A 17,346-nucleotide genomic window follows, 5' to 3' on the forward strand; every position below is an offset into this window, starting at 1 on the left:
TACCGGATTTAAAGGATAGTAAAATATCTCAATTAAAAATGATCAGGTTATGAAAGCAAGTTTAAGTAAAAGCGCATATCATATAGGTTACCTCCTGTTGATTATTTTATGGGGCACTACCGCCGCAAGCAAATTAGGCAACCTCGAGGAATTTAAAACCGAACTGGCCAAACAGGTTTTCTCCGAAAGTTTAGTTGCATTTTTACTGATAGCCGTACCAGCCGCAGAACTTATTGCCGCTACCCTGCTTGCCTTTAACAAAACCAGGTTATATGGCCTCATTGCATCGCTCCTGTTAATTACTGCTTTCGCCCTTTACATCGCCCTCATCCTGGCAGGCTATTTCAGCAAAGTGCCCTGCAGTTGTGGCGGTGTACTAAAAATGCTTGGCTGGAAATCGCACCTCATTTTCAACCTTGTATTCACCGCAATAACAATAATTACCTTAACTATTCACCTAAAGCGGGAGGTACGTGACAAAGAGTAATCGCCACAATGGATACCGGTCATATCCCGATAGAAAAAAAAATCAACCGATCGCCAGACCAAAGCACCAGATCAGATCTTCAACCCTCCCCCAAAAAAAAGCAAGGGAGAACACTTAAACTAAATACCATGTTAAAAAAAATCAATTTAGGCCTTGTAGCCCTAGTATTAGGGTTCGGTCTTATCTTTACAACCAGTGCATTTAACTCAAGAACCACAACAAACTGGGCATACCAGCAGAACAGTGGGAACAATGCACTGGATTATACAAAATATGTTCATACGTCTACACCGGATGAATCATGTACGGAACTGGAGGCACCGCTTCCATGTGTGATAGCTGTTCCGGAAGAGTACGATACACCAACAGAACTGCAGGCATTTTTTGTTGGTAAAAGCAGTGATGATATTCTTGATCTTTCAACCGGAAGAACACCATATCAATAATAAAATGGCCGGCCTAAAACCGGCCATTTGTTTTAATTCAGGGATTTTGTTTTATACCGCTAAGCAATACTACATCCTGCGGAATTTCCAAAGCATACCTCGAATCATTGGCTTTCAGGCTATAGTTTTCGCCATTTGCCGTCCTTAACAACTCGATATTTGCCCCATCTAAATTATACCTTTTCAGATCGGCCCATCTTAAACCCCGCATTAACAGTTCTTTCCTCCTTTCCAACATAATCAGTTCATTTAAATCCGCAATGGTGGCAAGTCCATATGGTTTAAACGTACCTGTTTTGAACCGTTTGATCAGCAGTGAATTAAGATCATCTAATGCATTTTGCCGATTGCCGAGCCTTGCATTACATTCTGCCCTAATCAAAAACTGTTCATCGATTGCCAGTCCGGGGAACATTCCCTGCCCTGCCCGGTAATTACCCCTCCATCCAAAACTGCCATTGTTATTATTTCTAAAAAAAAGCTGCTTACGCAAGTCGTTATCATGGTACGAATTATATAACAGCGGCACGATTTTAGCACGTGTGTTGCCCAGTATCTGCGGTAAAATACTCCCACAATCATAAATTACTTCTACATTGAAACGCGGGATCGGAAAAGTTGCCGAGCTGTTTAGCGTATTATAATCTAACAGGACAGATTTCATCCTTATGCACGAATCGGCATGTAAGAATGCGTTTTTATAATCGCTCATACCCAGGTATACCCTGGCTAAATAACCCAGGGCTGCCTGCTTAGAAGGCCTTACAGGATTAACAGTTGTAGGCGCCAGAAGAGCTGATGCAGCCTTAAGGTCTGAAAGCACATAATCATAACTTAACTGAAGGGACGACCTGACAGAAATTTCATTAAAATCTGTCGATGTCCTTATTACCATTCCCGGTGCATTACCGGCAATTTCCCTGTTATAGCCTACAGACCACACCTGGAGGATATTATAGTAAGCCCGTGCCCTATTAAACAGCGCCTGGCCCTTAATATTATCAAATTCCCTGACCTTCTCTGGCGTACGCCCGATTTTTTCGAGATTTTCCAGAACGGTATTGGCGGCATAAACGAGCGAATATAAGCCCTGCCATTCGTTAGCCACCCCAGTGTTTGCAAAAAGATTTGTTTTTTGCCAGGTGTATAGCCTGCGTTCCTGCTCCAGAAAGAGGCTGTTCAAATCTGCATCCAAAACATAGTAATCATCAGAACAAACCTCCTGTGCACTTGGGTCTACACCATTGATTGAACTTTCATTATTTAAAATTGCCTGTAAATCCTCCAGACTTTGAGGTACAGCCAGTTTTGCGTCAGATTTTTCATCCAGAAATTTTTTACACCCGAAAGCCATTAATGACAGCATAAGGGCAAATATTATTGTATTTTTCATATTGTTTATTATTTATAGCCCAAGCCTTAGCCCAAGTGAAATTGTTTTCGATGGAGCGATACCGGTGCCATTTATCTCATATTCGGGATCAATCCCTTGTTTGTTGGCCATCCATAACAAGCCAAGGTTAGACAGCGTAGCATAAAACGTAATGCCGCGCAATAACTTGCCGCTTAGGGTTGGCGAGTAGCTTAGATTTACATATTGTAAGCGCACATGGTCTCCCTTTGATATCAGCACTTCTGCCCCGCGGTAAAAATTATCTCTTGCGCCGACAGCAGGATAAACACCGGAGGGAACGTTCGTAAAAGCCTCATCGCCAGTCTTCTGCCAGCGCATAGCAAAATCGCCATGGCCAAGGCCATTGCTATACAGGTTGGAATACTGGATAGAATTTCTGCGAAAAAAATAATCCAGCTTGTAGCTAACCTGTACGTTAAGCTCTATATTCTTATAACGAAAGGAATTACCGATTGTACCAAAAACCCGTGGAACAGCAGAACCATAATAGACCAGATCGTTTAAGTGTGTTCCGGTACCAACAATACTGCTGTAATTTTTACTCACCTCGCCAGAAAGAAACCCCAATGGATCTCCGTTAACGGGATCAAGACCTGCCCACTTGTAGCCATAAACGGAATAAACAGGATTTCCGACCAGCCCCGATATAGGCGGCGAACCTGCGGTGCCGAGAAAATTGCTTCCCTGCCCGATCGAAATCAGATATTTATCGATCCTGTCATGGTAACGGCTATAGTTAAATGTAGTTCTCCAGCTCAACGCTCCTGAAATATTTAAGGTACTTAGCTGCAACTCAATACCATTTCCACTCATCTCTGCTACGTTCTTAACGATCGATTGCCCAACACCTCCTGTATAATCTAAACTCTCGCGGCCGAATAAATTCCTGCCCTTCTTTTTATAAAATTCAAAAGACCCCGTTATCCTTTCCTTTAAAACTGAAAAATCGACACCGATATTTAGCATCGCTGAGCTTTCCCATTGCAATAATGGATTGGCATAATTACTGAAACGGGCAAAGGGCTGCCCCAGGTTTATAGAATTACCGGCATAGGTTATTGTGGTAAGGCCAGACATGGAGGGATCAACGTTGCCCGATACGCCATATGTTCCCCTAACCTTCAATAATGAAACCCAGCTAGCTTTGAAGAAGCTTTCGCGCTCAATATTCCATGAAACACCCGATGACCATAGTAGATTCCATTTATTGTTTGTAGAAACCCCAAAAAGGTTTGAGGCATCCCTTCTGCCACTAAGCGAAAAGGTATATTTTGATTTATAGGAATACGCAACATTGGAGAATAATGATACAAAGCGCGTTGTCGTCTTCTGAATCCCATTTCTATCGGGAACGAATGAACTGTTCCCGGTAATCAACGAGGGATAAAGGGTTGTATAATCAACGCTTCCCGCTGTAATAATATCATCACGGAACCCATACAGCCTTGAACTGATTGCATCGCCCCTTACATCCCTGGTTTCAGCACCGAGCAGCCCATTTATACTATGATCTGATTTTAACAGCATGTAATTGAGCAGCCCTCTTACATTATGGACCATTAACGAGTTGTTTGTATTGTCTAAAATGCCGCCCTTAGGTACTTTGTACACAATAGTGTTGTTTGAAAACTGCGCAAAATCGTTTACCAGGTACCTGGCATAATAACTTTGATCATCATAAAGGAGGCTATTCTTCTTTTCCTGATTCTCGTACTGGTATTTAAAATCAACCGAAAAGCCCAGCGGAAGTTTATAATTAAACCCGAAATTAAGATTCAGATCAGTAGTAGCGATTTTATTGGTTACATGCCTGTTATCTGTTAGCGGGTAATAAGCCCAGTCGCCCAGAAGTCCGTTGGCAATAGAATTAAAAAATACAGGGCGCCTGTCTTTTGGCATAGCCAGAGGATTGCCAGATGCATCTGCAAATTCTGCATATGGATACAGATTCCCGGAACTAAAGCTCACATCTCCATAACCGGGCAGGCCATTCGCGGTTTCACTTTTTGCATAATTAAACCCACCCCACAATTCCAGCTTTTTTAACGGCCTGAAATTTAGCTGTAACCTGGAATTTACCTTATTGAACGGAACATGAAGATCCGACCTGTTCCTATCAGCAGCGGCTGCGGCAATCCACTTCAATGCTTCGTTCCCGCCAGAGAGATTTAAAGATGCCTGATTATTCCACATGTTTGTATAGAAATATTTGGTATACTGATCCCTCACATCAATATGCCTTAACCTATCAATCTCCAGATTGGCCGCATCGATTGAAATCGCACCGTTATCCCTTTTCAACAAAAGTTCTATTACAGGGCTTAGCGCAGGTTTAGTTGCATTATTGATCTGTGAAGTATAAAACCCCCTGGCATAAAGCATAAGCTCCGTATCAATATAATCGCCAGAACCCATCACCGGTAAACGCTTTAAATCTGGTTTTGCGGCATAGCTCGAGTTCAGCGTAAAATCTGCTTTGATCCTTGAATTGTACTTTCCTGATTTTGAAGTGATCACGATAACGCCGTTCCCGGCCCTGGCTCCCCATATACTCGAAGCAGCCGCATCCTTTAATATGGTAACGCTTTCAATATCGTTCGGATTAATATTATTGATATCGCCCTCATACGGGAAGTTATCTAAGACAATGAGCGGCGTGCGCGGCCCCTGGATACTACTTAAACCGCGAACCAAAAGCCGCCCGCCCGCATTTGTAGAACGATCTGCAATAAGCCCCGAAGAAACCGCCTCTAACCTTGTGAGTATGCCCGGCCCCACCTGTTGCGATAAAAGCCTGTTATCCAAATTTGTAAAAGATCCGGTTGCCCGCTCTTTAGGCAGTGTTTGATAGCCAGTATTAACCTCTACATCCAAAAGAATGTTTACCCTGGCCTGCAGCAATATCTTCACATCAGCCTTTAAGGGGAATGCCAGTTTTAAATGCCTGTCTTCATACCCGGTAAAGCTGATAACGAAATTATATTCTCCGGCAGGAAGGTCTATTTTAAGGGCCCCATCTTCGGCAGTATACAAATCATTACCCGTTTCTACGGTATGCAATTTAGCTCCCCTCAAAGGTTTTTGCCCCTCTTCATCCAAAACAAAGATATTCCAAGACCTGGCAGATAATTTATTTACAGAGCACAGGAACAACAATAGCAATATATATATGTATCTCATTATTCGACTATTTATCTTTTGTTATTACAAGCATTTTTAATTCCCTGCCTTCTTCCGAAATTCTGATACCGTACCTGCCCATTTGCTCGTTAAGCGCTTTCAAATTGCCGGCTACAGATAGCTCCATATCGATATTGGAAGAAAACCCTGTTTCATCCACCACCGGCAGCTTTACCCATGGCAAATCCATTATTTTTAAAACAAGGTTTTTTACCGGCTGATTGATAAAGCGCCCCCCTGCCTGAAATCCATCATTAACAACAGCGCCACCCTTTGTAGATAACGGCACATCCACTTTTGAAGGCTGAAAGCGCATTACATAACAGCGTGTAAACCGGATACCAGGCCTGGCGCAATATCCTGAACTGGTATTCATAAATTCCATCATCAGCCCCGGCAGCTCCCGGAGCTTTGCCGAGGGTAACCAGAAATCTACATTAAAAAGATTTGCGGGGTCTTTGCCATAGTTATTGAATGCAGCCTGGTCGTGGAAATCAAGAAAGATCCGCTGCGCAGTAAACCAGTCAAACTGCTTCCGGGCAAGCACGTTGTAAATCCACCGCAGCGAACTGTTAAAAATGACCTTCCCCGTATTCCCCTCAAAACTCCTTACCTGTGTACCACTTAACCCGCTAACCGCACCCCGGCTTAATACATTAAAAGCCACCATACCCTTAGGGTTCTTGTTTAAGTACAATCCCGTATTTGGGAAAACATAAGTAGAAAGCGGGGGCAAAAACCGCCCAGCCAGCAAAGCCGTAATATTTTCTTCTATAAAAAAATCGCCACCCGAGGCACCCAAAAACACACCATCACCATCAATCCACACCAGGTGCGGGATACCGTTATGCAAGAACCTGCCATTAAGATCAAGATCGCCGATAACCGAACTAAATTCTGCCCCGAGTGGATTCTTACCAGTTTTAAAAAAGCGGGAAACAACCGCATCATTTTCTTTGGTTACCCTGATAAGATTGAACCCGTTCCCGGATTTTTTTAGCAACTCATGCTGATGGAACATCCCCGCAAGGCACGGTGCACACCAGGTTGCCCAAAAATCCAGCACCAGCGGCTTCCCTCTAAATGCCTCCAGGTTTTTTGATACTAAATGCCCACGCTCCAGAAATTGCCGGGAACCCGACCAGAAAGAACCAGGTAAAGTATCGCCAACCTTAAAAGCAAAATTGCCCGCCTGCGGGAACGAGTATAAGGAATACAACAGCATAAAGCCCGTTAAAATAAATTGTTTCATAAATTTTGGTTTATATCAGCAGCAGCTAGCACCTTAAAAGCTTTAGCCGGCATAAAAACCGAACTAAAGCCTGCCGTACCTGCTTTGCGGACCAGGCGGAACCGGCATGGATTACCTTAAACTGTTTAGAATTTTTGGCATAAAAACGCCATACCAAAAATAGCTGATGGTTAGTATTGGTTAGTTGAAATATAAATAGCGATAATCCCTGCCAAGCCGGCCCGTTATTAAAGAACCTGTTTCGGTTAAGAACCAGAAAAGCAGGGCTAAAGCACGCTACACCGGGTTCTTCGGTTTTAAGGCATACAGCCGATCGAAACCATAATAATTACTTCGTGCCATACCGGGGGGGAGTATCCGTTAAACAAAAAGGAACAACATGGTCTTCCCCGCACTCCCAAATACCGGGAACAGGATCATAAACAGATAGTAAACAACCAAAATTACTGTTCTTCACCAGCTCCCCGCCTGCCCTTTGCAAAACCTGCCCTGAACCAGGCTTCGGCCCTGCAGCTACATTATCCCCGCTACAGCCTAGAGGCAAAACACCCAATAAAGCCAATGGCGTATACAGAAAAGCCCAGCAGAGAAAAAAAAGCGGCAGATAACGGTTATTGGTGTTCATGGTACAGGATCAGAAATGCTAAATTGGAAATTGAATAGGCGAAGCGCCCCTATTCACCTATAAAAAACAGGCAAAAACCAGCCCCTCCGCATAAAAACATGCAGATACGGTTAACCGTATTGGTAATTAGAAAAAAGATACCTACCTTGGGAATGCGAATAACCATAGTACTGCACCTTGCCTAATAGCAATAAGGGCTGGTACCAAGCTAAATTAACCCGCCAGGAATCAGTGCGCTCTCTCACACCAACCCCTGTTTTTTATTGGGCTAGTTTATACCTGGAATTCCGGCACGCGTTTTACGATGGTGAACAAATAACGTTCTTTAATAAGAGTTTAAGGGAAAACTTTGGTACCACTTCCTGGAAGTGATACAATTTGATGGCGGTTAATTTTGTCGTTTTCATAAACGGTTGTTTTTATGTAAAACGATGCGGACTCAATAAAAGCAGGAGGAAACCAGATTGGTTAAACCAATAGGGCGAACCTCAATGCTTTTGAGTGTGGTACCGTCAAGAACCGCTTAAGCCTAGGCCTAAGTTCTGCAAAAGACTAACATGAAGTCCGCCCTATTGAATATAAGATATCGCGAAGATAGCAAAACTCAATAGATACGGCGAACTCACGATCATCTCATGCAGAAAATTTGACGGTTTTCACTCATGAGTGACATCGTTAAAGCCAGGTTATACCCCAACTCTATTTGTCGCTATAAATAACTGATAACAAATATAATAATAAATACTATACGTGGCAATAAAACCACAAAATATTTTTAATAAAAAGTGGAGAAGCATACAGATATATTTAAAATTATCGGTTTAAACGTAAAAGCTTATAGAAAGAAGGCTGGTTTAACTCAACAAGAATTAGCTGATAAATTTTCTGGTGATCGCTCAAAAATAAGTGATATTGAACACGGAAAGGAAGATTTTATGTTTTCAACTTTATTAGATATTGCAGAGGGATTGAATGTGGATGTGAAGAAATTATTTGTGCCGATAAAGAAAGATAACTAAGTCTTTATCTGGCAATAGAAGCAAGAAAACAAGCTGCAAGAAAAATCGATAAAAGTAACATACCAAGGGCAATTTCGCCCCAGGAATAGCATTGATCGTTTTCTTTCGGAATAATTAGAGATAGCATGTCTGAAAGGCCTTTTCTTAAATTCTCCATCGTTAGTAGTGTAGATTAGACTATATAAATATAAACAACATTAGTGTAATATTTAAATTTACGCTACATCAACAAGAGTTGATGGAATTAAGGAAAAATAAAGAACATAGGCATGGTGAAAGAAATAGGGAGTTTGTTTGAGCGGTTGAGAAATATGAATGGAAAAACAAGCTCCCCCCTATTGTTTTAACTCTGAGCATTAATGCATGATTGAGGCTTTTATGGGAGGCTATCATTTTTGAAGGACATAATGGATTCTCTATTGAGGAAATTGCGATAAGCAGTCTTGAAAAATAAAGAGAAAGCTTTTTTGCAGGTGAAATAATAAATCGTTTCAAATAAATATTTAGGTAAGACATTGAAAAGACGGATAGAAAACATACAGCAAGAAAGGGTCGAAGACAAAACCTGTATATAATAGATTAAATAAACTTTATAAAAATTATAATGATAGCAAAAGGAAGTAGGGTAAGACACAAAGATAAAGAAATCGATAAAATCAAAGGAGTAATGGCTGTCTTAGAAATTAAGAATGGTTATGCTGTTTGTGGCTATAGTGATTTTGAAAGATACGGCAAAGGCATAGAAACATATCCTTTAACAGATTTAAAGCTAGGTGAGTAAGGTAGATTATTTTAATAAGACTAACATACATGTTTAAAAACATTAAAATTGCCATTATTAATAGTTCTGAAAAAGAATTATTAGACACAATAGAGGATGGTAATAAAGAAGAAAATAGCCTTTGGAAAGTTCCCAATCTAATTGTTCCCTTTGCTACTATACTGTTAGCTATTATTTGCTTCGTGTCATTTAGTAACGATAGAGCAAACATTATCAGTTATTTTAACTTAATTATCAACGGAAGCCTTCCGCTTATTGCAATTAATCAAATCAGTTCTACTGGTACGCATCTTTTTAAATATAATAAAGAACAAGAAAAGAGATTTGGTAATAACACCTTCATGCTTAGAACCAAGTTATTCTGGTATTCTCTTGCAGTTCTTGTTTTAGGTGTTATATTATTTGCCGTGCAAGTAATAAATAATCCTTTTTCTAATTGGGTAGCCCTGGCAGTTTTAATTATCATTTCGTCTTCATTAATATTTGCATCATCATATATATCTAGAAGATTATTTCTCTTACAAGAAAATTTTCTCGACAAAACATTTGATAAGGTAATGAATGATGAGACCAAGGAAAATAAAAAACACTTATCTGAAAAGTATGGAGAATAATAACCAAAACTCTACAGGGAGTATTTTAATTAATGCAAAAAAGGTTATTCAAAATAACCAGGAATTCTACTTAGGTATTTTTACGATTAAACATATACTTTCATTTACAAAGTATACTGAAAGGCTTATCGTTAATTATGATGAAAATAACAAACCTATCTACAATAAACAAATTCAAAGAAAGGTTGACAAATCACGTGTAGAAAAAATCGTCAATTTTTTATTAGATGACCCCGATGCAATATTCCCAACAAATTTGGTAATCGCGCTTCCAAATGCGGTTATAGAATTATTCGAGGAAGATGCTAATTCCAATAATACTCATATTACTTTAAGTCCAAAAGTGTCCTCTGAATTAACGAAGGATGAAGGTGATGTTTTTCTAACAATAATAGACGGACAACATAGGATAAATGGCATTGAAGCTGCATTTGCTAGATTAACAAAAGAAATTAGTGACATTAGCAAAATTGTGTCTACCTCAAATAACGTTTTATTACAAAAAAACCTTGAGGCAAAAACAAAGCTCCTTAAGAATCTTCAAAATATTCAATTGCCTGTTACATTTTTTATTGATCCTACTTTAGAGTTCCAAGCGATGATTTTTTCAACAATAAATAGGACTCAAAAATCCGTTCCGCAAAGTCTAGTTTACAGCTTATTTGGCTTAACTAGTGAGGACTCGCCCCAAAAAACCGCATTACAAACAGTTTTGACCCTTAATAGTTTTGAAAAATCCCCTTTCTACAATCGAATAAAATTGTATGGTGGAAAATATGATAGGAATCAAAGTCCACCTTTGACTCAGGCTGGTATGGTCAAATCAATTATTGATTTAATAAGTGCTAACTTAACAGAGTCGGAACGAGATCGCTTTAAACCGAGGCAAGACCTTAAAAAAGGTTGTAATGACGATCTTCCATTCAGGAAATATTACGCTAATAACAGAGACAATTATATATTAGATATTTTATTTTCATTTTTCGCAGCTGTTAGACAGGTGTTTGTTTCTGATGAGATAAGTATTTGGGATTTAGATGAGAATTCGACTAAGCCAGAAAATATTTTACATACAACAGTAGGATATCAAGCATTAATATCAATTATGGTAGACATTTTAAAGGAAGTCAAAGATGATAACCAAAGAGATAAAATATCTATTTATAAAGGATATTTAATTAGAGCTAAACATCTAAATTTTGCAGATGCTAGGCGTTATCCATATACGGGACGAAGTAAAAGAGTATTATATTTTGATATGTCATTAAAAATTTGGCCTGCAATAAACCAAGATGATGAGAGAATAGCAAAATTAACAGAGCTATTAAATGAGAACTAAAAATTAAGAGTATATATATGATTCATTCCTTATAATAAGGAGCAACGACCTCACTTCTCAGTTTAGCATAAATTTAAATTAAAAGAAATAACTATAAAAATTGAACAAGCCTAAATTAACAATTCCAACAGGGGTAAGCATACGAGATTACCAAAAGACCGCCTATGAAAACTGGCTTTCAAGGAATTGCTCTGGCATTTTTGCTATGGCTACAGGTACAGGAAAGACCATGACTTCCCTTTATTGCGCTTACCGTGAATATTTGGAGACAATCAAACATGGGGGAAGCAATTACCATATGATTATTCTTGTTCCCACACAGCCGCTGTTGGAACAATGGGCAAAAGAAACAAAGTTTTGGGGTTTCGATGCCCACTACCTTATAAGTTCTGAATACAACTGGAAACAGGGTATTCAGGAATTATCAAACGACTTTAGATTTGGTCTCGACAGTAATTTTGTTATTATATCAACTTACCGTTCCTTGACTAACCATGGTTTTGTTAGCACCTTAAACAGTTTACCAGAAGACACTATATTAATTGCCGACGAAGCCCACACTCTTGGACAAAAGCAGATTAAATCGCACCTAGATAAAATTACCGGGTTAAAAAAGAGAATTGGATTATCAGCAACACCAAAGCGGCAATATGATGAGGAAGGTAGTATGGCCATGGAAGCCTTTTTTAATGATAAGTCACCTTATTGCTTCAGTCTATTCATGGACAAAGCAATTGATTTAGGTTTTCTCTGCAAGTATGAATATTATCCAGTGGTCGTGGAGCTAAACACTTTAGAAATGAAGGAGTATATTCAAATTTCGAAAAAACTTGCGTTGCATATAGCCCGAAGTTCACAGGACAATGGTACCGATTCACAGACTGAACTTTTATTATTAAAGAGAAAGCGGATCATCAATAAAGCAATAAATAAACTTGATGCGCTATCTGGCATTATAAAAAAAATCAAACAGCGGGAGCCATTGCGATATTGTTTCACATATGCACCGGCAGGAGATTATCAAACCAGTGCAAATGAAGATGAACAGGATAATGTACGTATGATCCGTCAAATGCAAAAGATCTTCAATCAGGAATCTCCCGAAACCAGAACGCATGCCTACTTAGGGGAAACAGAAGACAGAGAGCTAGTGCTGGATGGATATGCAAAGGGGGAAATTGATGTACTGCTGGCTATAAACTGCCTTGACGAGGGAATAGATATCCCTAGAACGGCTATAGGGATTTTTACAGCAAGTACCGGCAACCCAAGACAATTTATTCAAAGGAGAGGGCGACTTTTAAGAAACCACAAAGATAAGTCCAGAGCCCTTATCTACGACATGGTTGTTATACCAAAAATACTCTCAGGCGAAGACAAATCCTTTTTTAAAATAGAAAGAAATTTGGTTAAAACAGAACTTACACGAGTTGGCTATTTCGCCAAACTATCTGAAAATTTTTATGATGCAAAAGAAGCATTAGCACCCATATGTGATTATTATCAACTCGATTTAGATACCATTATAACTGAATTAGAAGAATGACAGCAAATGAAATATTTAAGGTGATGTTAGAGAATCCCATATTGACAACTAAATATGGGCTAACCGAAGAGCAACTAAGCCAAATGAGTTTATCTATCCCAACAGAATATGAGATCATTGAGGCTATAAAACTCGTCGTTATTGGAATAGAAAACGAAACACCGGAAACTACGGTAAACTCTCAAATTCGCTCACTTTTTAAAATATAATATGCCTAGTATTATAAATTCAATATCCATGAGTAATTTTTTCAATTACTATGGTGAATACGAAGACAACCTTTATGAGTTCAATCCCGGACTGAATGTCATAATTGCTGATAATGGTGCTGGAAAAACAAAGTTATTCAGTGCTTTTTGCTGGATCCTAAAAGATAAAGTCATCAATTCTGATGCAACTGAAGATAAAGATGTATCAATCGACAATTTTAAAGCCCACGTAGTCTCAGATAAGGCTAAAAATGAAACATTAGTTGAGAACGAAATAAAATGTGGAATTAAAATTAATTTTACTGAAGAAAATATTCAATATGAAGTTGAAAAATACTTCTGGGCTAAAAGAATTAATGACAATAGTCCTACAGATCCTGAAACCTGGTATTGCAGTGCAATTGAACGAAAAGTTTCAAAAATGGATTTAGCATTATTGGATTATAGGCTTGTAAATGATGCTGATGAAATAAAAAATATAATAAATAAAATTCTTAGACCAGAATTTTTGCAATATGCCTTGCTTAAAGGGGAAGAGGTTGACGCGATAATCGATTTTGAAGATTCAGACAGCCTTGAGGCGGCAATAAATACAATAACAAATGCGTCAAAGATAGAAAGGTTAATCACAATTTCTAGAAATCTACATAGTAAGGGCTACAAGGAGCTTACATCTGCAAACAGAGAAGCTGCAGGGAAAGGACAGGAATTCAACGCAAAAGTTGCTGAACGAGACAATAACAAATCGAAATTAGATAGAATACAAAAGGAGCTATTCAGGTATAATGAAGAACTACTAAAGGCAAAAAAAGAGCGGGATAGAGCATTCAATTTACTCGCCGGAGCCCAAAAAAGAGAACAAATACGTTCTGATCAGCGGCAGGTAGAGAAACAGATAGAATTATTAGACAAGGAACATTCCTCATTTCTTAATACATTAAATGATAAGTTCTTTGACAATCAGAACATCTGGCTTTTTTATAACACCGCCCATTATGAAAAAAGTTTTCACATACTCAGAGACAGATACCTCGATTATCAGAAAGAAAAACAGATTATTAAAGACTTTAGTGAAAACCCAAAAGTTTTTCTAAGTAAGCTTCCAGAGGGGTCACCTGATTCATATTCTTTAAGAAAGATGCTCGCAGAAGAGAGTTGTTTCGTTTGCGGAAGAGACGCAAAGAAGGATTCTGCCCCATGGAATCACATGCAGCAGGTATTAGAACAACATACGCCAAAGAAAACACAGGTGAGTAAGCAGAATTTCTCAAGGATATTTGATGAACTGATGCAAACTTCTAGCGCCTATTACAACCAGCTAATTTCTATTCCTGGGGATTTAATCAATCAAAGGGCAAGGGATAAAAATTTTAGGGAAGAAAAGCTTAGGTTGAGAAAAAGCTCTGAAGAAATGCTGAAAGACTTAATTGGCCTTGGGGGAAAAGAAACTGAAGAAGACAAATTCGTTGTTAATATCTATGGGCAAGCAGAGCGCCGAATTGAAAAAAACGAAGCGTCGATCAAAAATTGTGAAGAGGAAGTAGAGGCTTTGAATATTCTGATTCAGAAACTTGAAAAGGATTTGGAGAACCTTACAGAAGGAAAGACAAAAAAAGGTTTTATTGATAGGAACAGTGTAATGGATGATGTTTTTGAAATTTCCAAATCAACCAAAAAGATTATGTATTCACGAATTATTCAAGATCTGGAAAATAAGTCAAACGAATTCTATCGTTCATTAACTATTTCAAATACTGGAGATGGCGGAAACATAAAGATTTTTCCCTCATCCGAGGATAAATATTCAATTGATATCAGAGATGACCAAAATAATAGAATGTATGGCTTGTCTGAAGGTTTTCAAAGAATGAAAAAGCTTGCGGTAATCATGGCAATAATTGCGATTAGTGACCGGGGCTTGTTAGACTACCCTTTGATTGCCGATGCACCACTTTCATCATTCGGCAGAGGTTTTATACAGGGTTTTTTCGAACATGTGCCAGATGTCTTTAACCAAACTATAATTATGGTCAAAGATTTATATGATGATTCACAACCAAATAAGCTAAGTGAAATTGGCGAAGAGGTATTAATGAAAATAAGATCCGGTTCGGGGAGTTTGCATATGAACCTCGTTAACGAAAAATTACCACAAATATTTAGAGAAACCATTATTAAAAGATTTTAATATGAATGGCAATGAATGGCTATCCTATATCAGGAAAAGAAAACCACGCTACGCTTCCAACAGAACCACGCTGATTGAAAGATTTGCTAACAAGGGAGCAAGAAAAAGTGACTTTGTTCAATTTGGACCAATTTATCAGTTATTCGAATACGCATTTATGCTTGGGTTTCACAGGAGGCTTCGAATTCCACTACCAGACTCAAGCTCTGAAAAAAGCGATTTCGCTCCATTGGAGAAATGGAATGGTGATGGAATAGTAAACTATATCCTGATGTTATTACTTTCTCATTCAACTACAATCGAAGAGATTGATTTAGACTTCCAGCTAATGGAACATGAAAGTGATGATGAAGTGAAGAAAAAATTCAATAAGCTAATTGACATTATGGAAGAATATGCAAATGGAGGATTTAGCTTGATACAAGAAAAATTTGATTCTAATCCTTATTTTTTCAATGATTCATTCGCATTCACTATTCTCCTCAAAGAAATTGCGGAAGGTAAATCTCTGAACTGATGGCGCTACCAACTTTTAACGAACTCACAGGGCCACAATTGGAACAGTGGCTTGAAACATTTATAAAAAGCTCTCTTGGCCTAGCGGAATATTTTCCAACAATGGGGCAAATCGGCTTAGAACAAATTGACCCCGCGCTAGGCAATGGCCACAACCTGGAAATTGACGGCGTATTAAGGATTAATAAAACAGCTGTTTTTTTTGAAATTACTAGCGAGAAAAATGAATACAGAGAGAAAATCAGAAAATTTTTAAAGAATGTTCAAATCTTCACCATAAATAAACACCTTTCTTTAAAAGAGAAATTTTTATTATTTGGTGTATCAGAAGACAAAATTGATGATTATGAAGAAGTTAACAGCTTTAAATTCGTCTTTATCAATATCCAACCGGATTTCGAATTAAGAAGTTATAGCGGAGCTGACTTCGCAGACTACCCGGAAATCTTTCCGAATCTATATTTTATTAAACCAACACAATTGGAGTACCTTCGGCAATTGACCAATTCAATTGGGCCTTTCGCTAAAAATGAGTTTTTGTCATTACTTGATTTTACTCCTGTAGATCTCGGCGACGCAGATGAAAAGTTTTCAGTTGAGTACATAAAAGCAAACGGGAAATATATCTCTGGAAGTGAAACAAATAAGGCAGATGTCTACCTGATCAAGTTTAAAATAAACCAGTTATTAAAAATTGCCCGGGTATCCAGATATGAAGGCTTGCCATTTAGTATGGAGACCAAAGAAAAAACAGGTAACTATCAACGTCTGCTAATCGATGAAAAACTGGCGAACATTTCAGAGCATTTTATAAAAGGAAATAAAAAAAAGACCTTTCCTAATACTATAACCCTTTCCATTTCAGAAGAATGCAAGGAAACAGCAGATGGAAAGCTTACAATTCCTAAAAAATTTAGCTCTATAGATATTATCGATGGACAACATCGCCTATTTGCATACACACACCCAGAGGTCACAGACGTAATAAGAGAAGAAGCAGAAATTTTAGCAACCGCAATAAAATTTCGTGATGTTGAAAGTGGTGAAGTAACCAAACACGCAGCTAAAGTTTTCTGTGAGATTAATTCAACTCAAGCTACTGTAAGTCAAGACCTGCTGTATCTTATAAAATATGATCTTCTCGGGGATCGAGATTTAGGAGCCATGGCAGGAAAATTAATATTGAGCTTAGACAAAGGGAAAGTATTGAATACCATCTTCGCCACTAATACTTTGCAACATAATAGTAATTTGAATAAACCCTGCATACATATAATTAAAATCATAGAACAAGAACTAATTCCTTTGTTGCGCGGAGAAGGAACAGATGGACTGGTATTAAATACCGAACAGATTAAAAAAAGGTATGAATTAGAATTGGTCAATGATGCAGAAATACTAAAAAGCAGCGTCAAATTTGTGGAATGGTTTTTTGGATATGTAAAACGAACCTTTGTAAAAGATTGGATTGCAAATTCAGAAAGCGCAATGATAACTGAAGAACATTTTTGTGGTTTTGCAAGATTTTTCAGGTTTCAATTCTTAAATCAAGACAAAACCATGGAAGAAATCAGGGACCTAATTCAAACTGTGCGAGGTAATATTTTTAAAATTTTAGAAACCGATAAGTTGCCTTGTTTCCCTAAAGAACATGGACAAATTCCAGGAGTTCATGCGAATGCAGACAACGTATATGCCTTTTTGAATGAAATGTCGAAAACAGAATAGAA

Annotated in this window: 15 protein-coding genes; 11 read left to right on the forward strand and 4 right to left on the reverse strand. The window is 38.3% G+C overall.

Going from position 1 to position 17,346, the window contains the following annotated elements:
• Positions 1 to 49: 49 nt before the first annotated feature.
• Both IM793_RS12700 and IM793_RS12705 read left to right on the forward strand, forming a co-directional pair.
• Positions 50 to 487: a MauE/DoxX family redox-associated membrane protein gene (locus IM793_RS12700; protein WP_193421872.1), complete on the forward strand. Its 438-nt coding sequence runs from the start codon at positions 50 to 52 to the stop codon at positions 485 to 487.
• A 128-nt stretch (positions 488 to 615) separates the two neighbouring features.
• Positions 616 to 933 carry a hypothetical protein gene (locus IM793_RS12705; protein ID WP_193421874.1) on the forward strand — a complete coding sequence of 106 codons (318 nt, stop codon included), beginning with the start codon at positions 616 to 618 and terminating at the stop codon, positions 931 to 933.
• A 37-nt stretch (positions 934 to 970) separates the two neighbouring features.
• On the opposite strand, the gene IM793_RS12710 is transcribed toward IM793_RS12705, so the two are convergent.
• The 4 genes from IM793_RS12710 to IM793_RS12725 form a co-directional block, all read right to left on the reverse strand.
• On the reverse strand, positions 971 to 2,326 hold the full coding sequence (locus tag IM793_RS12710) for a RagB/SusD family nutrient uptake outer membrane protein (RefSeq protein WP_193421876.1): 1,356 nt from the start codon (positions 2,324 to 2,326) through the stop codon (positions 971 to 973).
• Between the two features lie 12 nt (positions 2,327 to 2,338).
• A complete protein-coding gene (locus IM793_RS12715; RefSeq protein WP_193421878.1) occupies positions 2,339 to 5,527 on the reverse strand; it encodes a SusC/RagA family TonB-linked outer membrane protein in 3,189 nt (1,062 codons plus the stop codon).
• Between the two features lie 7 nt (positions 5,528 to 5,534).
• Positions 5,535 to 6,779 carry a TlpA disulfide reductase family protein gene (locus IM793_RS12720; RefSeq protein ID WP_193421880.1) on the reverse strand — a complete coding sequence of 415 codons (1,245 nt, stop codon included), beginning with the start codon at positions 6,777 to 6,779 and terminating at the stop codon, positions 5,535 to 5,537.
• Positions 6,780 to 7,107: 328 nt separating this feature from the next.
• Positions 7,108 to 7,404: a hypothetical protein gene (locus IM793_RS12725; protein ID WP_193421882.1), complete on the reverse strand. Its 297-nt coding sequence runs from the start codon at positions 7,402 to 7,404 to the stop codon at positions 7,108 to 7,110.
• Between the two features lie 785 nt (positions 7,405 to 8,189).
• On the opposite strand from IM793_RS12725, the gene IM793_RS12730 reads away from it, so the two are divergent.
• From IM793_RS12730 to IM793_RS12770, 9 genes are all read left to right on the forward strand, one after another.
• A complete protein-coding gene (locus IM793_RS12730; RefSeq protein ID WP_193421884.1) occupies positions 8,190 to 8,423 on the forward strand; it encodes a helix-turn-helix transcriptional regulator in 234 nt (77 codons plus the stop codon).
• A gap of 604 nt (positions 8,424 to 9,027) precedes the next feature.
• Positions 9,028 to 9,204: a hypothetical protein gene (locus tag IM793_RS12735; protein WP_193421886.1), complete on the forward strand. Its 177-nt coding sequence runs from the start codon at positions 9,028 to 9,030 to the stop codon at positions 9,202 to 9,204.
• A 29-nt stretch (positions 9,205 to 9,233) separates the two neighbouring features.
• On the forward strand, positions 9,234 to 9,818 hold the full coding sequence (locus IM793_RS12740; RefSeq protein ID WP_193421888.1) for a hypothetical protein: 585 nt from the start codon (positions 9,234 to 9,236) through the stop codon (positions 9,816 to 9,818).
• Positions 9,808 to 11,157 (forward strand): DGQHR domain-containing protein, encoded by a 1,350-nt coding sequence (locus IM793_RS12745; RefSeq protein WP_193421891.1) that lies wholly within the window; start codon positions 9,808 to 9,810, stop codon positions 11,155 to 11,157. The genes IM793_RS12740 and IM793_RS12745 overlap by 11 nt, the downstream gene beginning before the upstream one ends.
• A gap of 100 nt (positions 11,158 to 11,257) precedes the next feature.
• Positions 11,258 to 12,703 carry a DEAD/DEAH box helicase family protein gene (locus IM793_RS12750; protein ID WP_193421893.1) on the forward strand — a complete coding sequence of 482 codons (1,446 nt, stop codon included), beginning with the start codon at positions 11,258 to 11,260 and terminating at the stop codon, positions 12,701 to 12,703.
• Positions 12,700 to 12,912: a hypothetical protein gene (locus IM793_RS12755; protein WP_193421894.1), complete on the forward strand. Its 213-nt coding sequence runs from the start codon at positions 12,700 to 12,702 to the stop codon at positions 12,910 to 12,912. Before IM793_RS12750 ends, IM793_RS12755 begins: the two co-directional genes overlap by 4 nt.
• Positions 12,913 to 12,940: 28 nt before the next feature.
• Positions 12,941 to 15,100 (forward strand): AAA family ATPase, encoded by a 2,160-nt coding sequence (locus IM793_RS12760; RefSeq protein WP_193421896.1) that lies wholly within the window; start codon positions 12,941 to 12,943, stop codon positions 15,098 to 15,100.
• Position 15,101: 1 nt separating this feature from the next.
• Entirely contained in the window at positions 15,102 to 15,617 is a 516-nt protein-coding gene (locus IM793_RS12765; RefSeq protein ID WP_193421898.1) for a hypothetical protein, read from the forward strand.
• Complete coding sequence (locus tag IM793_RS12770; RefSeq protein WP_193421900.1) at positions 15,617 to 17,344, forward strand: DGQHR domain-containing protein; 1,728 nt, start codon at positions 15,617 to 15,619, stop codon at positions 17,342 to 17,344. Before IM793_RS12765 ends, IM793_RS12770 begins: the two co-directional genes overlap by 1 nt.
• Positions 17,345 to 17,346 lie beyond the last annotated feature (2 nt).

The sequence above is a fragment of the Pedobacter sp. MR2016-19 genome (assembly GCF_014947265.1).
In the GTDB taxonomy this organism is placed as follows: Bacteria; Bacteroidota; Bacteroidia; order Sphingobacteriales; family Sphingobacteriaceae; genus Pedobacter.